This window comes from Arthrobacter sp. JUb115, assembly GCF_004365035.1.
Classification (GTDB): Bacteria; Actinomycetota; Actinomycetes; order Actinomycetales; family Micrococcaceae; genus Glutamicibacter.
The window spans coordinates 39622-56809 of the sequence record NZ_SOBS01000006.1 but is presented as its reverse complement, the minus strand read 5'-3'; the positions used below and the strand labels follow the sequence as shown (position 1 = coordinate 56809).

17 protein-coding genes are annotated in these 17188 nt (G+C 61.8%); 11 read left to right on the top strand and 6 right to left on the bottom strand.

Features of this window, described 5'->3' with window-relative positions; translation table 11 throughout:
- Window positions 1-84 precede the first annotated feature (84 nt).
- From EDF61_RS11675 to secG, 11 genes are all read left to right on the top strand, one after another.
- Window positions 85-792: an HAD hydrolase-like protein gene (locus EDF61_RS11675; protein WP_286172215.1), complete on the top strand. Its 708-nt coding sequence runs from the start codon at window positions 85-87 to the stop codon at window positions 790-792.
- Entirely contained in the window at window positions 793-1464 is a 672-nt protein-coding gene (locus EDF61_RS11670; protein WP_105656671.1) for a lysophospholipid acyltransferase family protein, read from the top strand.
- 3 nt (window positions 1465-1467) lie between these two features.
- A complete protein-coding gene (gene uvrC / locus EDF61_RS11665; RefSeq protein ID WP_133834208.1) occupies window positions 1468-3411 on the top strand; it encodes an excinuclease ABC subunit UvrC in 1944 nt (647 codons plus the stop codon).
- 9 nt (window positions 3412-3420) lie between these two features.
- Window positions 3421-4314 (top strand): RNase adapter RapZ, encoded by an 894-nt coding sequence (gene rapZ, locus EDF61_RS11660; RefSeq protein WP_105656669.1) that lies wholly within the window; start codon window positions 3421-3423, stop codon window positions 4312-4314.
- Between the two features lie 5 nt (window positions 4315-4319).
- Entirely contained in the window at window positions 4320-5345 is a 1026-nt protein-coding gene (locus tag EDF61_RS11655; protein WP_105656668.1) for a gluconeogenesis factor YvcK family protein, read from the top strand.
- 27 nt (window positions 5346-5372) lie between these two features.
- Window positions 5373-6353 (top strand): DNA-binding protein WhiA, encoded by a 981-nt coding sequence (gene whiA / locus EDF61_RS11650; RefSeq protein WP_105656667.1) that lies wholly within the window; start codon window positions 5373-5375, stop codon window positions 6351-6353.
- A gap of 60 nt (window positions 6354-6413) precedes the next feature.
- Window positions 6414-7043 carry a superoxide dismutase gene (locus EDF61_RS11645; RefSeq protein ID WP_105656666.1) on the top strand — a complete coding sequence of 210 codons (630 nt, stop codon included), beginning with the start codon at window positions 6414-6416 and terminating at the stop codon, window positions 7041-7043.
- Window positions 7044-7227: 184 nt separating this feature from the next.
- On the top strand, window positions 7228-8235 hold the full coding sequence (gene gap, locus EDF61_RS11640; RefSeq protein WP_105656665.1) for a type I glyceraldehyde-3-phosphate dehydrogenase: 1008 nt from the start codon (window positions 7228-7230) through the stop codon (window positions 8233-8235).
- Window positions 8236-8251: 16 nt separating this feature from the next.
- The gene (locus tag EDF61_RS11635; RefSeq protein WP_133834207.1) at window positions 8252-9481 is read left to right on the top strand and encodes a phosphoglycerate kinase; all 1230 of its coding nucleotides are present in this window, start codon (window positions 8252-8254) and stop codon (window positions 9479-9481) included.
- Between the two features lie 2 nt (window positions 9482-9483).
- Window positions 9484-10299 (top strand): triose-phosphate isomerase, encoded by an 816-nt coding sequence (gene tpiA / locus EDF61_RS11630; protein ID WP_133834206.1) that lies wholly within the window; start codon window positions 9484-9486, stop codon window positions 10297-10299.
- 22 nt (window positions 10300-10321) lie between these two features.
- Window positions 10322-10573 carry a preprotein translocase subunit SecG gene (gene secG / locus EDF61_RS11625; protein WP_105656662.1) on the top strand — a complete coding sequence of 84 codons (252 nt, stop codon included), beginning with the start codon at window positions 10322-10324 and terminating at the stop codon, window positions 10571-10573.
- 66 nt (window positions 10574-10639) lie between these two features.
- Here secG and EDF61_RS11620 read toward each other — a convergent pair whose 3' ends face one another.
- From EDF61_RS11620 to zwf, 6 genes are all read right to left on the bottom strand, one after another.
- Entirely contained in the window at window positions 10640-11335 is a 696-nt protein-coding gene (locus EDF61_RS11620) for a potassium channel family protein (protein WP_181148794.1), read from the bottom strand.
- Window positions 11328-12689 carry a TrkH family potassium uptake protein gene (locus EDF61_RS11615; RefSeq protein WP_133834205.1) on the bottom strand — a complete coding sequence of 454 codons (1362 nt, stop codon included), beginning with the start codon at window positions 12687-12689 and terminating at the stop codon, window positions 11328-11330. Before EDF61_RS11615 ends, EDF61_RS11620 begins: the two co-directional genes overlap by 8 nt.
- Before the next feature lie 229 nt (window positions 12690-12918).
- Window positions 12919-13902 carry an FAD-dependent oxidoreductase gene (locus EDF61_RS11610; protein ID WP_133834204.1) on the bottom strand — a complete coding sequence of 328 codons (984 nt, stop codon included), beginning with the start codon at window positions 13900-13902 and terminating at the stop codon, window positions 12919-12921.
- 91 nt (window positions 13903-13993) lie between these two features.
- Window positions 13994-14734, bottom strand: coding sequence for a 6-phosphogluconolactonase (gene pgl, locus EDF61_RS11605; RefSeq protein WP_133834203.1), 741 nt, complete (start codon window positions 14732-14734; stop codon window positions 13994-13996).
- Window positions 14724-15665: a glucose-6-phosphate dehydrogenase assembly protein OpcA gene (locus EDF61_RS11600; RefSeq protein WP_105656658.1), complete on the bottom strand. Its 942-nt coding sequence runs from the start codon at window positions 15663-15665 to the stop codon at window positions 14724-14726. The genes pgl and EDF61_RS11600 overlap by 11 nt, the downstream gene beginning before the upstream one ends.
- A complete protein-coding gene (gene zwf, locus EDF61_RS11595) occupies window positions 15662-17182 on the bottom strand; it encodes a glucose-6-phosphate dehydrogenase (protein WP_105656657.1) in 1521 nt (506 codons plus the stop codon). The genes EDF61_RS11600 and zwf overlap by 4 nt, the downstream gene beginning before the upstream one ends.
- Window positions 17183-17188: the final 6 nt, after the last annotated feature.

Genomic DNA, 17188 nt, shown 5'->3' with positions numbered 1-17188 from the left:
CCTGGCGGAGAATGTTCGACATATGCGATTTCAGTTATGGATTGCTAACCCGCGTCCGCTTCATGGGAAGATGGCTAGGTGAATATGTCGGTAACAAGTGTGCTCTTCGATCTGGATGGGACCCTCGTGGACCCTGCCGGTGCCATAACTTCGGGTATCCGCCACGCGGTCACCTCCCATGGTTTGGCCGATCCGGGCGAAGCACGAGTTGAAGCGCTGGTAGGCCCGCCCCTCCAAATCGGGCTGCGCACGCTTGACGGCGTCACCGACGAGAACATCGACTCCATCATCGCGGCCTACCGCGCCCGCTATGCCGAGGTGGGCATGGCAGAATCCGTGATCTACCCGGGCATTGTGGCGCTCCTGGACGCGTTGCGCGCGGCCGGGATCTACGTCGCAGTGACCACGGCCAAGCCCATCAACATTGCGCGCCAGCTCATTGCACGCAAGGAGCTGGATGAGCATCTCGATGCGATTCACGGCAACGCGGATGAGCACGGGAGCATGGGTTCGAGCAAGACGCACATTGTCGCTGAAGCTTTGGAGCACGGGCAGCTGGACCCGGCGAGCAGCGTCGTTGTGGGTGACCGCTACTACGATTGGGATGCCGCCCGCGAGAATTCGGTGGCTTCGGTCGGCGTCGCGTGGGGCTTTGCCCAGGACGATGATGAACTGCAGCAGGCAGGCGCAACTGTGGCGACAACCCGGGACCTTGCTGAGCTCCTGCTCGGAGCACAGCTGGCAAACACGCTGAACCTCGACGATGACCTCATGCAGGAAGGTGCAAAGTAGATGAGCATCTACACCATGACCCGTTCGTCGATTCGGGGCGTCATCCACGGTGTATGCCGTGCGGAAGTGACCGGGCTTGAGAACGTTCCCAAGGAAGGCGGCTTCATTGTCGCCTCCAACCACCTGTCATTCTTCGACTCCTTGATCATTCAGGCGCTGACCCCGCGCGACGTGGCGTTCTTCGCCAAGGCGGAATACTTCACCACCCCGGGACTGAAGGGCAAGGTGATGAAGACCTTCTTCGAATCCGTGGGATCCATTCCGGTGCAGCGTGGCGAACAGGCAGCTTCGGTTGCCGCCCTCGATTCCCTGGTGGAAATCGTCGAAGGCGGCAAGGGCATCGGCATCTACCCCGAGGGCACTCGCTCGCGCGATGGCAAGTTGTACCGCGGACGCACCGGCGTGGGCTGGCTGGCGCTGACCACCGGTGTACCAGTGGTGCCGGTGGGCTTGATCGGCACGGAGAAGCTGCAGCCTGCTGGTTCAAAGGGTTTCCGTCCTGCCAAATTCCATATCCACTATGGCGAGCCGCTGTACTTCGACCAGTTGGGACGCAAGCACCCGTTGCCGCAGCGCCGCCAGGCCACGGACCGGATCGTTGATGCGATTGCCGAGCTTTCCGGCCAGGAACGGGTCGATTCCTACAACCAGCTGCCACCGGACGCGAAATAGACCATGGCTGATCCGGCAAGTTACCGTCCGAGAACTTCGGACATTCCCACGAAACCGGGCGTGTACCGTTTCCGCGATGAACACGCCCGTGTCATCTACGTTGGAAAGGCCAAGGTCCTGCGCAACCGCTTGACCTCCTACTTCGCCAATCCTGACCGGCTCACGCCCAAAACCCGGGCCATGGTATTCACCGCCGGCAGCGTGGAGTGGACCGTGGTGGGTTCCGAATTGGAAGCGCTGCAGCTGGAGTACTCCTGGATCAAGGAATACAATCCCCGGTTCAATATTGTTTTCCGTGATGACAAGACCTACCCGTACCTTGCTGTCACCTTGAACGAAAAGTACCCGCGCGCCCTGGTCATGCGCGGGGACAAGCGCAAGGGCGTGAAGTATTTCGGGCCGTTCTATCCGGCCAAGGCCATCCGGGAAACCCTCGATACGCTGTTGCGGGTCTTTCCTGTGCGCAGCTGTGCGCCGGGCGTGTTCAAGCGTGCCGAAGCATCGGGTCGCCCTTGCCTCTTGGGGTACATAGACAAATGCTCGGCGCCTTGCGTGGGGCGCATCAGCGAAGAAGACCACCGTCAACTGGCTGATGACCTATGCACCTTCATGAGCGGTGAGGCTACTAAGTTCACCAAGGCCCTGACAGCCAAGATGCAAGAGGCGGTGGCAGAACTCGAATACGAGAAGGCCGCCCGCTATCGCGATGACATTGCCGCACTGAACAGAGTTTTTGAACGCAACGCCGTGGTCCTTGATGACCGTACCGAAGCTGATATCTTCGGCATTCATGGCGATGAATTGGAAGCCGCCGTGCAGGTATTCCATGTCCGCGACGGCCGTATCCGTTCGCAACGAGGCTGGGTCGTCGAAAAGGTTGCGGATACCACCGGCGCTGAATTCGTCGAGCAGCTTCTCACCCAGGTCTACGCAGATCACGCGGACCGGATTCCCAAGGAAATCCTGGTTCCGACTCTGCCCGAAGACATTGAGGATGTCACGACCTGGCTCACTGAGCTGCGCGGTTCCAAAGTCTCCTTGCGCGTCGCCCAACGCGGCGACAAGGCGGCACTGGCATCCACCGTCGTGGAGAACGCCGAACAAGCGCTGCGCCTGCACAAATCGAAGCGAGCAGGTGATATCACCACTCGTTCGCTGGCGATGCAGGAACTGCAGGATGCACTGGGAGCCGAACAAGCACTGCTTCGCATCGAATGCTATGACGCGTCGCATACCCAAGGCACCAACGTGGTTGCTTCCATGGTGGTCTTTGAAGATGGATTGCCCAAGAAGAGCGAATATCGAAAGTTCTCCATCACCGGTGATGCAGCACGCGATGATACCGCCAGCATGTACGACGTGATCTACCGTCGCTTCAGCCGCTATCTGAAGGAGAAGATCGACCCCAAGAGCTTTGCAACCGGGGAAATGAATGAAGAAACCGGTGAGCAGGAAAAGAAGCGATTCTCCTACCCGCCATCTCTGGTGATCGTTGACGGCGGACCGCCCCAGGTGGCCGCGGCGCAGAAGGCCATGGACGACCTGGGAATCGATGACATTCCAGTGGTCGGCCTGGCTAAGCGCTTGGAAGAACTGTGGCTGCCCGACGATCCGTTCCCGGTGATCCTGCCGCGTGCCTCAGCTGCCCTGTATTTGGTGCAGCGGCTTCGCGACGAGGCGCACCGTTTTGCGATCAACTTCCACCGCGCCAAGCGTGCCAAATCAATGATCGCCTCGGATTTGGACGCGATCCCGGGGCTGGGCAAGTCCAAGCAGGCTGCCCTGCGCAAGCACTTCGGGTCGATGAAGAAGATCCGTGCGGCGAGCATCGAGGAGCTGATGGACGTGCCAGGAGTCGGTGAAAAACTTGCGACTTCCATCAAAGAGTCCCTAGAAGACGCTTCATTAACCGGTGTGAATATGACTACAGGCGAAATTGTCGACTAGCCTTGTGATATGACCGCTGAGTATGAAGCAGTAAAACCCCCTGAGTCCGAACTCGTGATCGTAACCGGCATGTCAGGTGCCGGTCGCACCACAGTCGCGCATGCTCTGGAAGACCAGGGCTGGTACGTAGTGGAGAACCTTCCACCGGCCATGCTTGGACCCTTGACGGAGATGATGAGCCGTTCGCAGGGCTCCATCCCGAAGATGGCTGTCGTGATGGACGTGCGCTCCAAGGAAATGTTCCCGGAAATCCGCGATGCCTTGGCGAACCTGACAGCCAGCGGGGTGAAGTTCCGCCTGGTCTACCTCGACGCCAGCGACGAGGTGCTGATCCGCCGCTTCGAGCAGGGTCGCCGGCCGCATCCGCTGCAGGATGACGGCCGCATTGTCGACGGCATCAAGCGCGAACGCGGGATCACCGATCAATTGCGTGAAGCTGCCGAAATCATCTTGGATTCCACGACCATGTCGGTGCACGACCTGGCACGTGCAGTCAACGAACTGTTCAGCGAATCCGGGCCGATCATCCTGCGCATCAACGTGATGAGCTTCGGGTTCAAGTACGGCCTGCCCGCTGATGCCAACTACGTGGCAGATGTCCGTTTCATCCCCAACCCCCATTGGGTACCTGAACTGCGCCCGCAGACAGGCAAGGACAAGGAAGTGTCGGACTATGTGCTGAGCCAGGAAGGCACGAGCGAGTTCATCGAGAACTACCTCAAGGCATTGGAACCGGTCTTTGAAGGCTACCGCCGCGAGAATAAGCACTACGCGACTATTGCCGTGGGCTGCACCGGCGGCAAGCACCGCTCGGTAGCAACCACCATTGAGCTGGGCCGGCGCCTGGCGCAGTTCCCGAACGTCAGGGTGAATATCAGCCACCGTGATCTGGGGCGTGAGTAGCCGCCATGGCCTTTGCTACAGGTCCGATCCCGATCCAGGGACTGACTCGAAGTGATGATTACCGCAACCCATCGGTGGTGGCCTTGGGCGGGGGACACGGGCTGTCCTCGTCGCTCTCTGCCCTGCGCCGTCTGACTACCGACCTCACCGCCGTAGTAACGGTGGCCGATGACGGCGGCAGTTCCGGGCGGCTTCGGGGATCCTTCGATGTGCTGCCCCCGGGAGACTTGCGCATGGCGCTGGCTGCGCTGTGCGACGACAATGACTGGGGCCGTACCTGGCGCGATGTCATGCAGTACCGCTTTGAATCGACCGAAAACGCCGACGAGCCATTGAACGGCCATGCCGTTGGCAATTTGCTGATCCTGGCGCTGTGGGAGTTGCTCGATAACCCGGTAGCTGGCCTGCGTTGGGCAGGTGCCCTGCTTGGCGCGCGCGGGCAGGTCCTGCCAATGAGCACGGTTCCGCTGTCCATCCATGGCGAGGTTCTTGAATCCGACCCGGTGAACGACACCTTGGTGCGTCGCCGAATCGATGGGCAGGCCAAGCTGGCTCGCGCCGGTTCTGGCGGCCTGGTTACCCACGTGTACCTGGAACCGTCCGATGCGCCGGCCTGCTCCGAAGCGCTGGAATCCATCGATCTGGCGGACTGGGTGATTCTCGGTCCCGGTTCCTGGTACACCTCGGTGCTCCCGCATCTGCTGCTGCCGGATATGCGCCAGGCCCTGGCATCGACCACGGCCAAGAAGCTGCTGACCATGAACCTGGCCTTTGATACGGCAGAGACTTCCGGGATGGACGCCGCGGCGCACTTGGAGGTGCTGGGACGTTACGCACCCGAGGTCAAATTCGATGCAATTATTGCCGACGAATCAAAGATTCTTAACAGGGATCGATTTGAGCTGGCAGCGCAAAAACTCGGTGCGCGTGTCTTTTTTAGTACAGTAGGAGTATCTGACGGTCGTGCTGTGCACGACCCGTTGCGACTAGCGGCGGCCTATCACGAGGTGTTTACCGCGATCGGGTCTTAGGAAGATCCAAGTAAGGGAGTTTGATTCATGGCATTGACGGCTTCCGTCAAAGACGAGCTGTCGCGGGTAGAGATTCGCAAGCCATCGGTCCGCAAGGCCGAGGTTTCGACCATGCTCCGCTTCAGCGGCGGGCTGCACATCGTCTCCGGACGAATTGTCATCGAAGCAGAAGTGGACCTCGCGGCGACGGCCCGGCGGTTGAAGATTGCTATCGGCGAGCTGTACGGCCACGATGCCGAAATCGTCATGGTTTCCGGATCGGGCATCCGCAAGGGGAGCCGCTACATTGTGCGTGTTTCCAAGGACGGCGAAGTGCTTGCACGCCAAACTGGCCTGCTTGACCAGCGCGGCCGGCCGGTACGCGGCCTGCCCTCGGTGATCGTCAACGGTTCTACCGCCGACGCTGAAGCTGTATGGCGCGGCGCATTCCTGTCCCACGGATCGTTGACCGAACCCGGACGCAGCTCCGCTTTGGAAATCACCTGCCCTGGGCCAGAAGCCGCTTTGGCGCTGGTCGGTGCAGCTCGCCGCCTGGGACTGACTGTCAAGGCGCGTGAAGTGCGCGGTGTGGACCGCGTTGTGATCCGTGATGGCGATGCCATCGCCCAACTGCTGACCCGCATGGGCGCTCACGATGCGCTCATGGTCTGGGAAGAACGGCGCATGCGCAAGGAAGTTCGCGCGACGGCGAACCGCTTGGCGAACTTCGACGACGCCAACCTGCGGCGCAGTGCCCAGGCAGCGGTAGCTGCCGGTGCCCGCGTTGAGCGTGCACTGGGCATCTTGGGCGACGAGGTTCCCGAGCACTTGCGCTATGCGGGACTGCTGCGCCTTGAGCACAAGCAAGCATCCTTGGATGAGCTCGGCCGCATGGCCGAACCGCCAATGACCAAGGACGCCATCGCTGGCCGAATCCGCCGCCTTTTGGCTATGGCGGATAAAAAGGCGAGCGATCTGGGAATACCAGGTACGGAGTCCAGCGTTCCAGGAGATGAACTGGAACATTAAAATGTCCCCGCGGGAGCCCTCCCGCGGAGATTCAACCAATTGAGAAGATTGAGGAGAATCATGGCTGTTTATTCACTGCCAGAACTGCAGTACGACTACGCTGCACTGGAGCCGAACATCTCGGCTCGCATCATGGAACTGCACCACTCCAAGCACCATGCAACCTACGTTGCTGGCGCAAACTCGGCACTGGAGCAGTTGGCTGAAGCTCGCGAAAAGGGCGAATTCGGCAATATCCCTAAGCTGTCCAAGGACCTGGCGTTCCACCTGGGTGGCCACACCAACCACTCGATCTTCTGGAACAACCTGTCCCCAGAGGGTGGCGACAAGCCTGAGGGCGAGCTGGCAGCGGCCATCGACGACTTCTTCGGTTCGTTCGACGCTTTCCGTGGCCACTTCACCGCTTCGGCCATGAGCCTGCAGGGCTCGGGCTGGGCAGTGCTGGCTTACGACGCACTGGGCGGCCAGCTGGTCATCGAGCAGCTGTACGACCAGCAGGGCAACATCCCAGTGGCAACCACCCCGCTGCTGATGCTGGACATGTGGGAGCATGCCTTCTACCTGGACTACGTCAACGTCAAGGCTGACTACGTCAAGGCATTCTGGAACATCGTGAACTGGGCAGATGTCCAGGCTCGTTTCGAAGCTGCCCGCAACGGCGCAGCAGCGCTGATCCTTCCAGGTAAGTAAGACTTATCTGGTAAGTTAGCTCACATTCTGCGCTAATGTAGCGTAGTATGTTTCAAGTGTGTTGCGGATCCCGGCAATTCGTTGGGATCCGCAAGCACGGCACAACGGAGTGTCCTCTTAAAGAAGGCCACCTCCGCTCGCGTGCGGTCGTGGCATCATCATCCCATTTAGAGGAGATAGTCACGTGACAACCCGTGTTGGAATCAATGGTTTCGGTCGTATCGGACGCAACTTCCTGCGTGCAGTTCTGGCCCATAAGGCAGACATTGAAATCGTCGCCGTCAATGACCTTGGTTCAATCGATTCGCTTGCTCACCTGGTGAAGTTCGATTCCGTGCTCGGCCCAGTGGGCGAGCCGGTATCCGTGGACGGCGATACCATCGTCGTCGGAGAACGCCGTATCAAGGTTCTGTCTGAGCGCGAGCCAGCCAACCTTCCATGGGGCGAATTGAACGTCGATGTCGTCATTGAATCGACCGGATTCTTCACCAACGCAGAAGACGCCAAGAAGCACGTAGCTGCTGGCGCAAAGAAGGTCATCATCTCGGCTCCTGCCAAGAATGAAGACATCACCATCGTGATGGGCGTCAACCAGGACAAGTACGATCCTGCAAACCACGCCATCATTTCGAACGCGTCATGCACCACCAACTGCCTGGCTCCAGTAGCCAAGGTGCTGAACGAAGAATTCGGCATTGTTGATGGCCTGATGACCACCATCCACGCTTACACCGCAGACCAGCGCCTGCAGGACGCGCCGCACAGCGACCCACGCCGTGCCCGTGCCGCAGCACTGAACGTCATCCCGACCTCCACCGGTGCCGCCAAGGCCATCGGCGTGGTGCTCCCAGAGCTGAAGGGCAAGCTGCACGGTTACGCTATGCGCGTACCCGTTCCAACCGGTTCGGCCACCGACCTGACCGTGAACCTGGCCCGCACCGCAACCGTGGAAGAAATCAACGCAGCATTCGAGAAGGCAGCTGCCGAGGGTGCATTGAGCGGATACCTTGAGTACTCCACCGATCCACTGGTTTCTTCGGACATCGTGACCAACCCCCACTCGGCAGTTTTCGACTCCGGTCTGACCACCGTGATGGGCAACAGCGTGAAGGTCGTCGCGTGGTACGACAACGAGTGGGGCTACTCCTCGCGACTTGTTGACCTCGTTGAATTCGTGGGATCCAGCCTCTAGTCGATAACCTAGAGACATGTCTTCTCACACCATTGACGAATTGATCGCTGACAACGGCGTCCGCGGACGGTACGTTCTGGTCCGCAGTGACCTGAACGTACCGCTCGACGGTGCAACTGTGACCGATGATGGCCGCGTCCGCGCGTCGCTGCCAGTCATCGGCAAGCTGGCTGAAGCTGGCGCAAAGGTCATCGTAATGGCCCACTTGGGACGCCCCAAGGGCCAGGTCGATGCCAAGTACTCCATCGCTCCTGCGGCTAACCGCCTGGACGAACTGGCTGACTTCGACGTAGCTGTTGCCGAAGACGTGGTGGGCGACTCCGCTCGCCAGTTGGCGGCAAACCTCGAAGAGGGCTCCGTGCTGGTTCTGGAGAACGTCCGCTTCGATGCTCGCGAAACCTCCAAGGATGATGCGCAGCGCGAAGAGTTCGCCAAGGAATTGGCTGCGCTGACCGGTCAGAACGGCGCTTACGTGAACGACGCTTTCGGTGCTGTGCACCGGAAGCACGCTTCGGTCTACGACATCGCCAGTCTGCTCCCTAGCTACCAGGGCGACCTGGTTGCTACCGAGGTCAAGGTCCTCAAGACCCTGACCGAGGCCCCGAAGCGCCCATACGTTGTGGTGCTCGGAGGGTCCAAGGTATCGGACAAGCTCGCTGTCATCGACAACCTACTGGGCAAGGCCGATCAGCTGCTGATCGGTGGCGGCATGGCCTTCACTTTCCTCAAGGCGCAGGGCTTCGCCATTGGCAGCTCGCTGCTTGAAGAAGACCAGATCGCGACCTGCCAGGAATACCTGCAGCGGGCCGAGAAGCTCGGCTGCGACATCATCGTGCCTAGCGACGTCGTAGTGGCAAGCAAGTTCGGTGCCGACGCAGAGCACGAGGTGCTGGCCGCAGACATGATCGAAGAAGCCAGCTTCGGCTCCAACGGCCTTGGCCTGGACATCGGACCAAAGTCCGCTGAACTGTTCGCAAGCTACATCACCAGCGCAAATACCGTGTTCTGGAATGGCCCGATGGGCGTCTTCGAGATCCCTGCTTTCGCCGAAGGTACCCGTACCGTCGCGCAGGCTCTGGCGGACTCGGAAGCGTTCAGCGTCGTAGGCGGCGGCGATTCCGCTGCAGCCGTGCGCGCACTGGGCTTCTCGGAGGATGACTTCGGCCATATCTCCACCGGTGGCGGCGCTTCGCTGGAGTACCTCGAAGGCAAGACCCTGCCGGGTGTTGCCGCATTGGAAGGCTAATAATGACCATTTCGCAGAACGGCGCCTTTGTGCGCCAGCCGCTGATTGCCGGCAACTGGAAGATGAACATGGACCACGTCCAGGGCATCACCCTGGTGCAGAAGCTGGCGTGGACCCTGAAGGACCATGAGCACGATTACGATCGTGCCGAGGTCGCAGTGTTGCCTCCCTTCACCGACATCCGCGGCGTGCAGACACTGACCCTGGGCGACAAACTGGATATCGTTTACGGTGCCCAGGATCTGTCCGCACAGGACTCAGGTGCGTACACTGGTGAAATTTCGGGCCAGTTCCTCAAGAAGCTCGGCTGCACCTACGTTTTGGTAGGCCACTCCGAGCGTCGCGAGTACCACAATGAAACCAACCAGGTGATTGCCGCCAAGCTGGCTGCTGCCTACCGCCACGACCTGACCCCGATGCTCTGCGTCGGCGAAGGCCTGGAAGTACGCAAGGCCGGCGAGCATGTGGCATTCACCCTGGACCAGTTGGCTCAGTCGCTGGAAGGCGTAACCGCTGAGCAGGCCGCAAGCCTGGTCATCGCCTACGAACCAGTCTGGGCCATCGGTACGGGCGAAGTTGCCGGACCAGCTGACGCGCAGGAAATGTGCGCCGCAATTCGCGGTGCGCTGGCTGAACGCTTCGGTGCAGAGATTGCCGAGAAGACTCAACTGCTCTATGGCGGTAGTGTTAAGGCAGCAAATGCCGCATCGATCATGCGCGAACGCGATGTTGATGGCGTGTTGGTTGGCGGTGCCAGCCTGGATGCCGAGGAATTTGCTAATATTGTCAGGTTCGAGCATCATCTCGTCACCGACTGAATCTAACTAAGGAACCGTCGACTTGGATATTATCAAGATCATTTTGCAGGTATTGCTGGGCATTACAAGCGTCCTGCTGACCCTGCTGATCCTTTTGCACAAGGGCCGTGGTGGCGGTATGTCCGACATGTTCGGCGGCGGCATGACCAGCTCAATGGGATCTTCGGGTGTAGCCGAGCGCAACCTGAACCGCATCACCATTATTCTTGGTCTGATCTGGGGTGCCGTGATTATCGGCCTCGCTCTGGTCCTGCGATTCAGCATCGAAGCCTAGGCAGTACCCTTCCGTAGCAGTCAATAGGCGCCTTGCACATCATGTGGAAGGCGCCTATTGCGCGTCTCAGGCCAGTTGCCCGAACTTCTCGGTATCGGCAATCGATCCCAGCACGAGGATCTTGTCTCCGGTCTGCAGGACGGTGTTTCCGTCCGTGTTCTTCCATTCGCCGGCCGCATTGGTCGTGGCAGCGATGGTCACCCGGTATTTATTGCGTACCCCGGCATCACTGAGTTTCACACCGTGCAATGTGGCTGGTGCGCTCATTTTCACCATGGCATAGCCTGGATCGACTTCCAGGTAGTCCATCATGGATCCGCGCACCAGGTGGGCGACTCGCTTGCCCATATCCTTCTCCGGGTAGACGATGTGGTGGATTCCGAGCTGCTCCAGGATCAGACCGTGCCGATCGTCCTGCGCCTTGGCCCAGATCTGCGGGATCCCCATGCTGACCAAGAGCGAGCAGCACAGGATGGATGACTGCAGGTGGCTGCCTACGGCAACCACCACGCGGTCGAACTCGTGGATCGAGAGCTGTTCAAGGATTTCCCGGCTTGAGGCGTCGGCGCGAACCACCTGAGTCAATTCCCCATTCAGGGACTGGACGATGTTCTCGTGCACGTCAATGCCCAGGACATGGGTACCGGACTTCATCAGTTCCAGGGCCAGGGATTCGCCAAATCGCCCGAGCCCGATCACTGCAACGGAGTCCGCCTTAGACAGGCCCTTGGCGTCATTTCGAAAATTCAGTAGCTTAGCCAATTGAAGGCCTTTCCTTGGGGAGTTCGTAGAGCGCTTTTCGATCGCGCAGGGCCAGCGCGGAGCCCAGCGAGAGGACCCCGACGCGGCCCAGGTACATCAATGCAATGAGGATGCCCTTGGCAGGGTCCGGCAAATCCGGGGTAATGCCGGTGGACAGCCCGACGGTGCCGAATGCGGAGGTGGCTTCAAAGAGGCAGCGGTCCAGGGAATAGCCGGTCAGCAGCAGCAGGCCCATGGTGCCGACGAATACCGCCGCTACGCCCATCAGCGCCACCGTGATGGCCTGCCGGTGCACCGAGCGGGACAGGCGCTTGCCTAGGACATTGACGGCGGTCTCGCCGCGAAGTTCGGTCATGATGATGAACAGCAGGATCGCAGCCGTGGTGATCTTAATGCCGCCGGCGGTGCCGGCAGGCCCTCCGCCGATGAACATCAGCACATCCATGCCCAGCCAGGAGGCTGGATGCATCGCGCCGATATCGATGGAATTGAAGCCAGCGGTACGTGTCTGCACCGATTGGAAGAATCCAGCCAGGATCCGCTGGGCAGGTTCAAGCTCGCCCAGCGTCTTCGGATTGGACCATTCCATGGCGGTGATGAAGATGGTGCCGCCAAGCAGCAGCAATGCGGTCATGAGCAGGACCAGGCGAGTGTTCATCGTCCACTTCAGCGAATTCCGCCAGTGATGCCTGAGCTGGACCAGAACCGGGAAGCCCAAGCCGCCGAGGATGATGGCGATGCTGATGGGGATGCATAGCCACGGGTCCGCGACGAAATCCATCAGGTTATTCGAGTAGAGGGCGAATCCCGCGTTATTGAAGGAAGAGACCGCATGGAACAGGCCATGCCAGATCGCCCTGGCGGGTTCGTAGTCGTAGGCCAGCCAGAAGCGGAGGGCCAAGACGAGGGCCACTGCGGATTCGATGGCCAGTGACAGCTTGATGATCATCAATGCCGAGGTGCGCACGTCGGCGCCCGAAACGGCGGAGCTTTCGCGCTGCGTGGAGAGCCGGGTGAGGTAGCCGATGCGGCCCATGACCAGCATGCTCAGCAACGATGCGACGAGCATCAGGCCCAGGCCGCCGACCTGGATCAGGACCAGGATGACGATCTTGCCGAAGAGGGTGTAGTGGGTTGCCGTATCCAAGACAGTCAGGCCAGTGACGCACACCGCTGACGTCGCGGTGAAGATCCCGTCCACCAAGGATGTGAAGGTGCCTTGCGTGTTGGCCGCCGGTGAAGACAGGAGCAATCCGCCAATGAGGATTGCGCCGGCAAAGGCGACGGCTACTGCGCGTGCGGGTTTGGCCAGCACGCTGTGCTGCGCGGCGGACCGCGCATTGGGAAGATTCATGGAGATCGCAATGGTCGAAATAACGTCTCGCGAAACCGTGGGACGAGTAGTACGAATGAAATAATACGCTCGGAAAAGCGGGTGTCAATGGTGATTCCCGTCACTTGGCCCGTAGTTGATAGCGGACCTGCGGGAGCGCCTGGTCCGTTCTGCCACAGTCCCGCCGCCGGTTAAAGCAGACCGGCAGCCACGCGGAAAACGCGTGGCTGCCGGTTTGCCGCTGGTACTGCTAGGTACCGAGCAATTCCACGACCCGCTGTGCGGTACCCCAAGAAAGGGTGACCCCAGCCCCGCCGTGGCCGTAGGCCGCAATGACAGGCACCGCGTGCCCGTCGACGCGCTCCAAGCAGATCGTCTCGCGTGCCGGGCGCAGCCCCACCTTGTGCTCCAGGATCTCGCAGCCGGCCAGCTGGGGGACCAGGCCGATGGCACGGCGCAGCATGTCGGTGGCGGTCTGCGGGTCGACCTCGGCGTTGAAGTCGTTGGCCACGTCGGTACCGCCAACAATGATGTCATCGCGGCGCGGAATGATGTAGGTGACGCCCTGGGGATGCTCGTCATAGCAGAGCCAGTGGACCAACCCTGCGGTGTTTGCCAGGCGAATCACCTGGCCTCGGATGGGGTAGACAGTGCCGTCATCCCCGGTGAGTTCGCCGCCACGCAGGCCCGTGGCCAATACGACGGTGTCGGCCTCTTCCTGCACCTCGTCGATGGATCCGATGGTGCGCTGGATGAACTTGACGCCCTTGGCCAAGGCTTGTTCATGCAGCCAGGAGAGGTAGAGAGGCATAGTGATCACCGGGACGGTGGCACGCATGCCGGCGGCGGCAATGCGCGGGATGTCTTCTGCTGGGGCTTCGGCGGCGTTGGCGACGATCTGTGCCCAAGAGCGGTCTTCCTCCGGGGACGCTTCCAGATTCAGGCCGCGGCGCAGGTCGATGCCGGTTTCCTTGATGCCGGAGAGCTCCTCGAAGCGTGCCAGCGAACGGGCGAGCAGCAGATCGGCGGCTGCGGAGTTCTCCGAGTGGTACGGGAACCAGATGGCTGCGGCCACCGCGGAGACGGTCTGCAGCGGCAGCTGGTCGGCGATGACGGTGACCTGGTGGCCGGCGGCAGCCAGCTCATGGGCGGTGGAGAGCCCGATGACGCCGGCGCCGATCACCGTGACCTTGCGGGATGGCTGCGCGGCATCGGGCAGCGGGGCGGGATGCATGGGAACCTTTCGGGCAGGTGGCGAGGGGAAAGCAAAGGCCGGTGCCGTGATCCTGGAGTGCAGGATCGCGGCACCGGCGATGCGGTGCAGGCTAGAGCAAGGTGGCCGCGGCGCGGTCGATGATCCAGCGGGTCGCTTGGGTGCCGTGCACGGCGGAGGCCGGGACAGCGGTCTCGTTGACCTCGTGCTGGGCCTTGGCCAGCGCCGGCGCCTTGTCGGCACCGGCCACGATCAGCCAGACCTCCTTGGCGGTGTTGATGGTGCCCATGGTGAGCGTGACGCGGTGCGCAGGCGGCTTGGGGGAGTCGTGGACCGCGATGACTCCTGGCTCGTCGGACCGGGTGTGGTTCGGGAAGAGCGAGGCGACATGCGAGTCCGGGCCCATGCCCAGCATCAGCACATCGAACGCGGGGTTCAAGGCGCTGTCTTCGGCTTCCCCGGCCAGTTCCTCGGCGTAGGCCGCGGCGGCCTGCTCGGCGGACTCGTACTTGTCGCTGGCGCCCATGGCGTGCACGGTGGCGCGGTCCAGGCCCAATTCATCCAGCGCGTCGAACAGGGCTGCGGCCTGCAGCACGTTGCGATCTGCTGAATCGGTGGCGACAAAGCGCTCGTCGCCCCACCAGAAGTGCACCTGCGACCAGTTGACCGAGGCCTTGGCGGGGTTGGCCGCGACGGCTTCCAGGGCGGCGATGCCCAGCGAACCGCCGGTCACCACCACGTGGGCAACTCCGCGGGCGGCCAGTGCATCGGCGATCGAGGTGATCAGCCGGGCCGCAATGGCGTGGGCGGTAGCTTCCGGGTTCTCATGGATCAGTATTTGCCTAGCGATCACTGGATCTGATGCTCCTCAGGTTGGTCAGGTTCAGGCCCTTGGTGATGACCTCGCCGAAGACGTCATCGGCGTCCAGGCGGCGCATCTCTTCGGCCAGGCATTCGGCCACCGAACGCCGTGGCAGGGAGATGCGTTGCGGGGCCGATCCGGGCAGGTAAAGGTGGGCTACCGCGCCGGAAGGGCGCGAAAGCTCCACGTCGCCGGCTTCGCGTGCCAGCCGGACGCTGGAGAGCCCGCCATTGGACTTGTCCGCGGCGATGGTCACCGGGACGTCCAGGCACAGGGTCAGCCAGGCGGCCAGCAAGGTGGTGGACGGGGAATTATCCGAGCCCTTCACGGTGATGCCCGAGAGCCCCTCGGTGCCGATCAGGTCGATGATGCTCGCCAGCTGGGCACGCCACAGGGTCAGCCGCGTCCAGGCGAGGTCGGTGTCGCCGGCCTGGTAGGTCTCGATGCGGCTGAACAGCGCGGCGGTGGGGTCTTCGGTTTCCGCCGAATCGGTGATGCGGCGGTGCGCCAGCTTGCCCAGCGCGGTGCCGGCCGGATCCTGCGGCACGCCATGCGGCCACCAGGCCACGATCGGCGCATCGGGCAGCAGCAGTGCGGAGATCAGCGCCTCGTCGGCCACGACATCCGGGCCGTAGGTGCGCATCACGATCACCTCGGAGGCGCCGGCGTCCCCGCCCACGCGGATTTGCACGTCCAGCCGGTTGGCCTCGGACTTGTTGCCGCGGACCACCACGATGATCCGGCAGGGGTGCTCGCGGCTGGCCAAGTTGGCCGCCTCGATCGCGTTCTCGGCGAACCCCTCGCGGGTGATGACCACCAGGGTCATCACGCGGGAGAGCGCTACCACGCCGTGGGTGCGGCGCGAGGAGATCAGCTTCTTGGCCACCTTGGAGGTGGTGGTGTTGGGAAGATCGATCATCATGGTCGTCTCCAGGTCCTTCCATCCTTGGCCATCAGCTCATCGCTGCTTTCGGGTCCCCAGGAGCCCGGAGCGTAGGGATCTGGCTGGGTGGGCTGCGAGGCCCAGAACTCCTCGAAAGGATCCAGGATGCGCCAGGACTGCTCGACTTCCTCATGGCGCGGGAACAGCGGCGGCTCACCGAGCAGCACATCGAGGATCAGCCGCTCGTAGGCCTCGGGCGAGGATTCAGTGAAGGCGTTGCCGTAGCCGAAGTCCATGGTCACATCGCGGATCTCCATCTGGGTGCCGGGCACCTTGGAGGAAAAGCGGATGGTCGCGCCTTCATCGGGCTGCACGCGGATCACGAACGCGTTCTGGCCGAATTCGTCGTCCTTGTGGTCGGTGAACAGCAGGTTCGGCGCCTTCTTGAAGACCACCGCGATTTCGGTGACGCGGCGGCCCAGGCGCTTGCCGGCACGCAGGTAGAACGGCACCCCGGACCAGCGGCGGGTATTGATGTTCAGGCGCACCGCCGCGTAGGTCTCGGTTTTGGACTTCGGGTTGAAGCCCTCCTCGTCGAGGAAGCCGACGACCTCCTCGGCGCCCTGCCAGCCAGAGGTGTACTGGCCTCGGGCACTGGCCGCGCCCAGGTCCTCGGGCAGCTGGACGGCGGTGAGCACCTTCTCCTTTTCGCTGCGCAGGTGGTCCGCGTCGAAGGAAATGGGTTCCTCCATGGCGGTCAGCGCCAGCAGCTGGAGCAGGTGGTTCTGGATGACGTCGCGGGCCGCGCCCACACCGTCGTAGTAGCTGGCGCGGCCGCCAATGCCGATGTCCTCGGCCATGGTGATCTGCACGTGGTCCACGTACTTGTTGTTCCACAGCGGCTCGAACATCTGGTTGCCGAAACGCAAAGCCAGCAGGTTCTGCACGGTTTCCTTGCCCAGATAGTGGTCGATGCGGAACACCGCGTCCGGCGGGAACACGGACTCCACGATCTCGTTCAGTTCGCGGGCGCTTTGCAGGTCGTGGCCGAAGGGCTTCTCGATGACCACGCGTTCCCAGCCCGGGTTCTTGTCCTTGGCCAGCTTGTGCTCGGAGAGCTTCTGGCAGACAACCTCGAACCAGCTCGGCGGGATCGAGAGGTAGAAAGCGTGGTTGCGCCCGGTGGACCGGGATTCGGCCAGTTCGTCCAGGGTCGCGGCCAGCTTCTCGTAGGCGCCATCATCGTCGAAGGCGCCGGAGATGAAGCGCATGCCGGCGGCCAGCTGGGCGAACACGGTTTCGTTGAAGGGGGTGCGGGCGCTGGCGAGGATCCATTCGCGGGCCTGGTCGGCGAAGTCCTGCGCCGTCCAGTCGCGGCGGCCGAAGCCGACAATCGCAAAATTCGGGGGAAGCAGTCCGCGGTTAGCCAGGTCGTAGACCGCTGGCATGAGTTTCTTGCGGGCAAGGTCGCCGGTGATTCCGAAGAACACCAGCGCGCCCGGACCGGCAATGCGGTTAAGCCGCCGGTCGCGGGCGTCGCGTAGTGGGTTGCTCATAGTGCC

Coding starts and splice junctions, on each gene's coding strand:
- EDF61_RS11615 (WP_133834205.1), bottom strand. CDS start 12,689: ATGAATCTTCCCAATGCGCGGTCCGCCGCGCAGCACAGCGTGCTGGCC.
- EDF61_RS11655 (WP_105656668.1), top strand. CDS start 4,320: ATGGCCTTTGCTACAGGTCCGATCCCGATCCAGGGACTGACTCGAAGT.
- EDF61_RS11610 (WP_133834204.1), bottom strand. CDS start 13,902: ATGCATCCCGCCCCGCTGCCCGATGCCGCGCAGCCATCCCGCAAGGTC.
- EDF61_RS11670 (WP_105656671.1), top strand. CDS start 793: ATGAGCATCTACACCATGACCCGTTCGTCGATTCGGGGCGTCATCCAC.
- EDF61_RS11635 (WP_133834207.1), top strand. CDS start 8,252: ATGTCTTCTCACACCATTGACGAATTGATCGCTGACAACGGCGTCCGC.
- EDF61_RS11645 (WP_105656666.1), top strand. CDS start 6,414: ATGGCTGTTTATTCACTGCCAGAACTGCAGTACGACTACGCTGCACTG.
- zwf (WP_105656657.1), bottom strand. CDS start 17,182: ATGAGCAACCCACTACGCGACGCCCGCGACCGGCGGCTTAACCGCATT.
- uvrC (WP_133834208.1), top strand. CDS start 1,468: ATGGCTGATCCGGCAAGTTACCGTCCGAGAACTTCGGACATTCCCACG.
- EDF61_RS11600 (WP_105656658.1), bottom strand. CDS start 15,665: ATGATGATCGATCTTCCCAACACCACCACCTCCAAGGTGGCCAAGAAG.
- EDF61_RS11675 (WP_286172215.1), top strand. CDS start 85: ATGTCGGTAACAAGTGTGCTCTTCGATCTGGATGGGACCCTCGTGGAC.
- tpiA (WP_133834206.1), top strand. CDS start 9,484: ATGACCATTTCGCAGAACGGCGCCTTTGTGCGCCAGCCGCTGATTGCC.
- rapZ (WP_105656669.1), top strand. CDS start 3,421: ATGACCGCTGAGTATGAAGCAGTAAAACCCCCTGAGTCCGAACTCGTG.
- whiA (WP_105656667.1), top strand. CDS start 5,373: ATGGCATTGACGGCTTCCGTCAAAGACGAGCTGTCGCGGGTAGAGATT.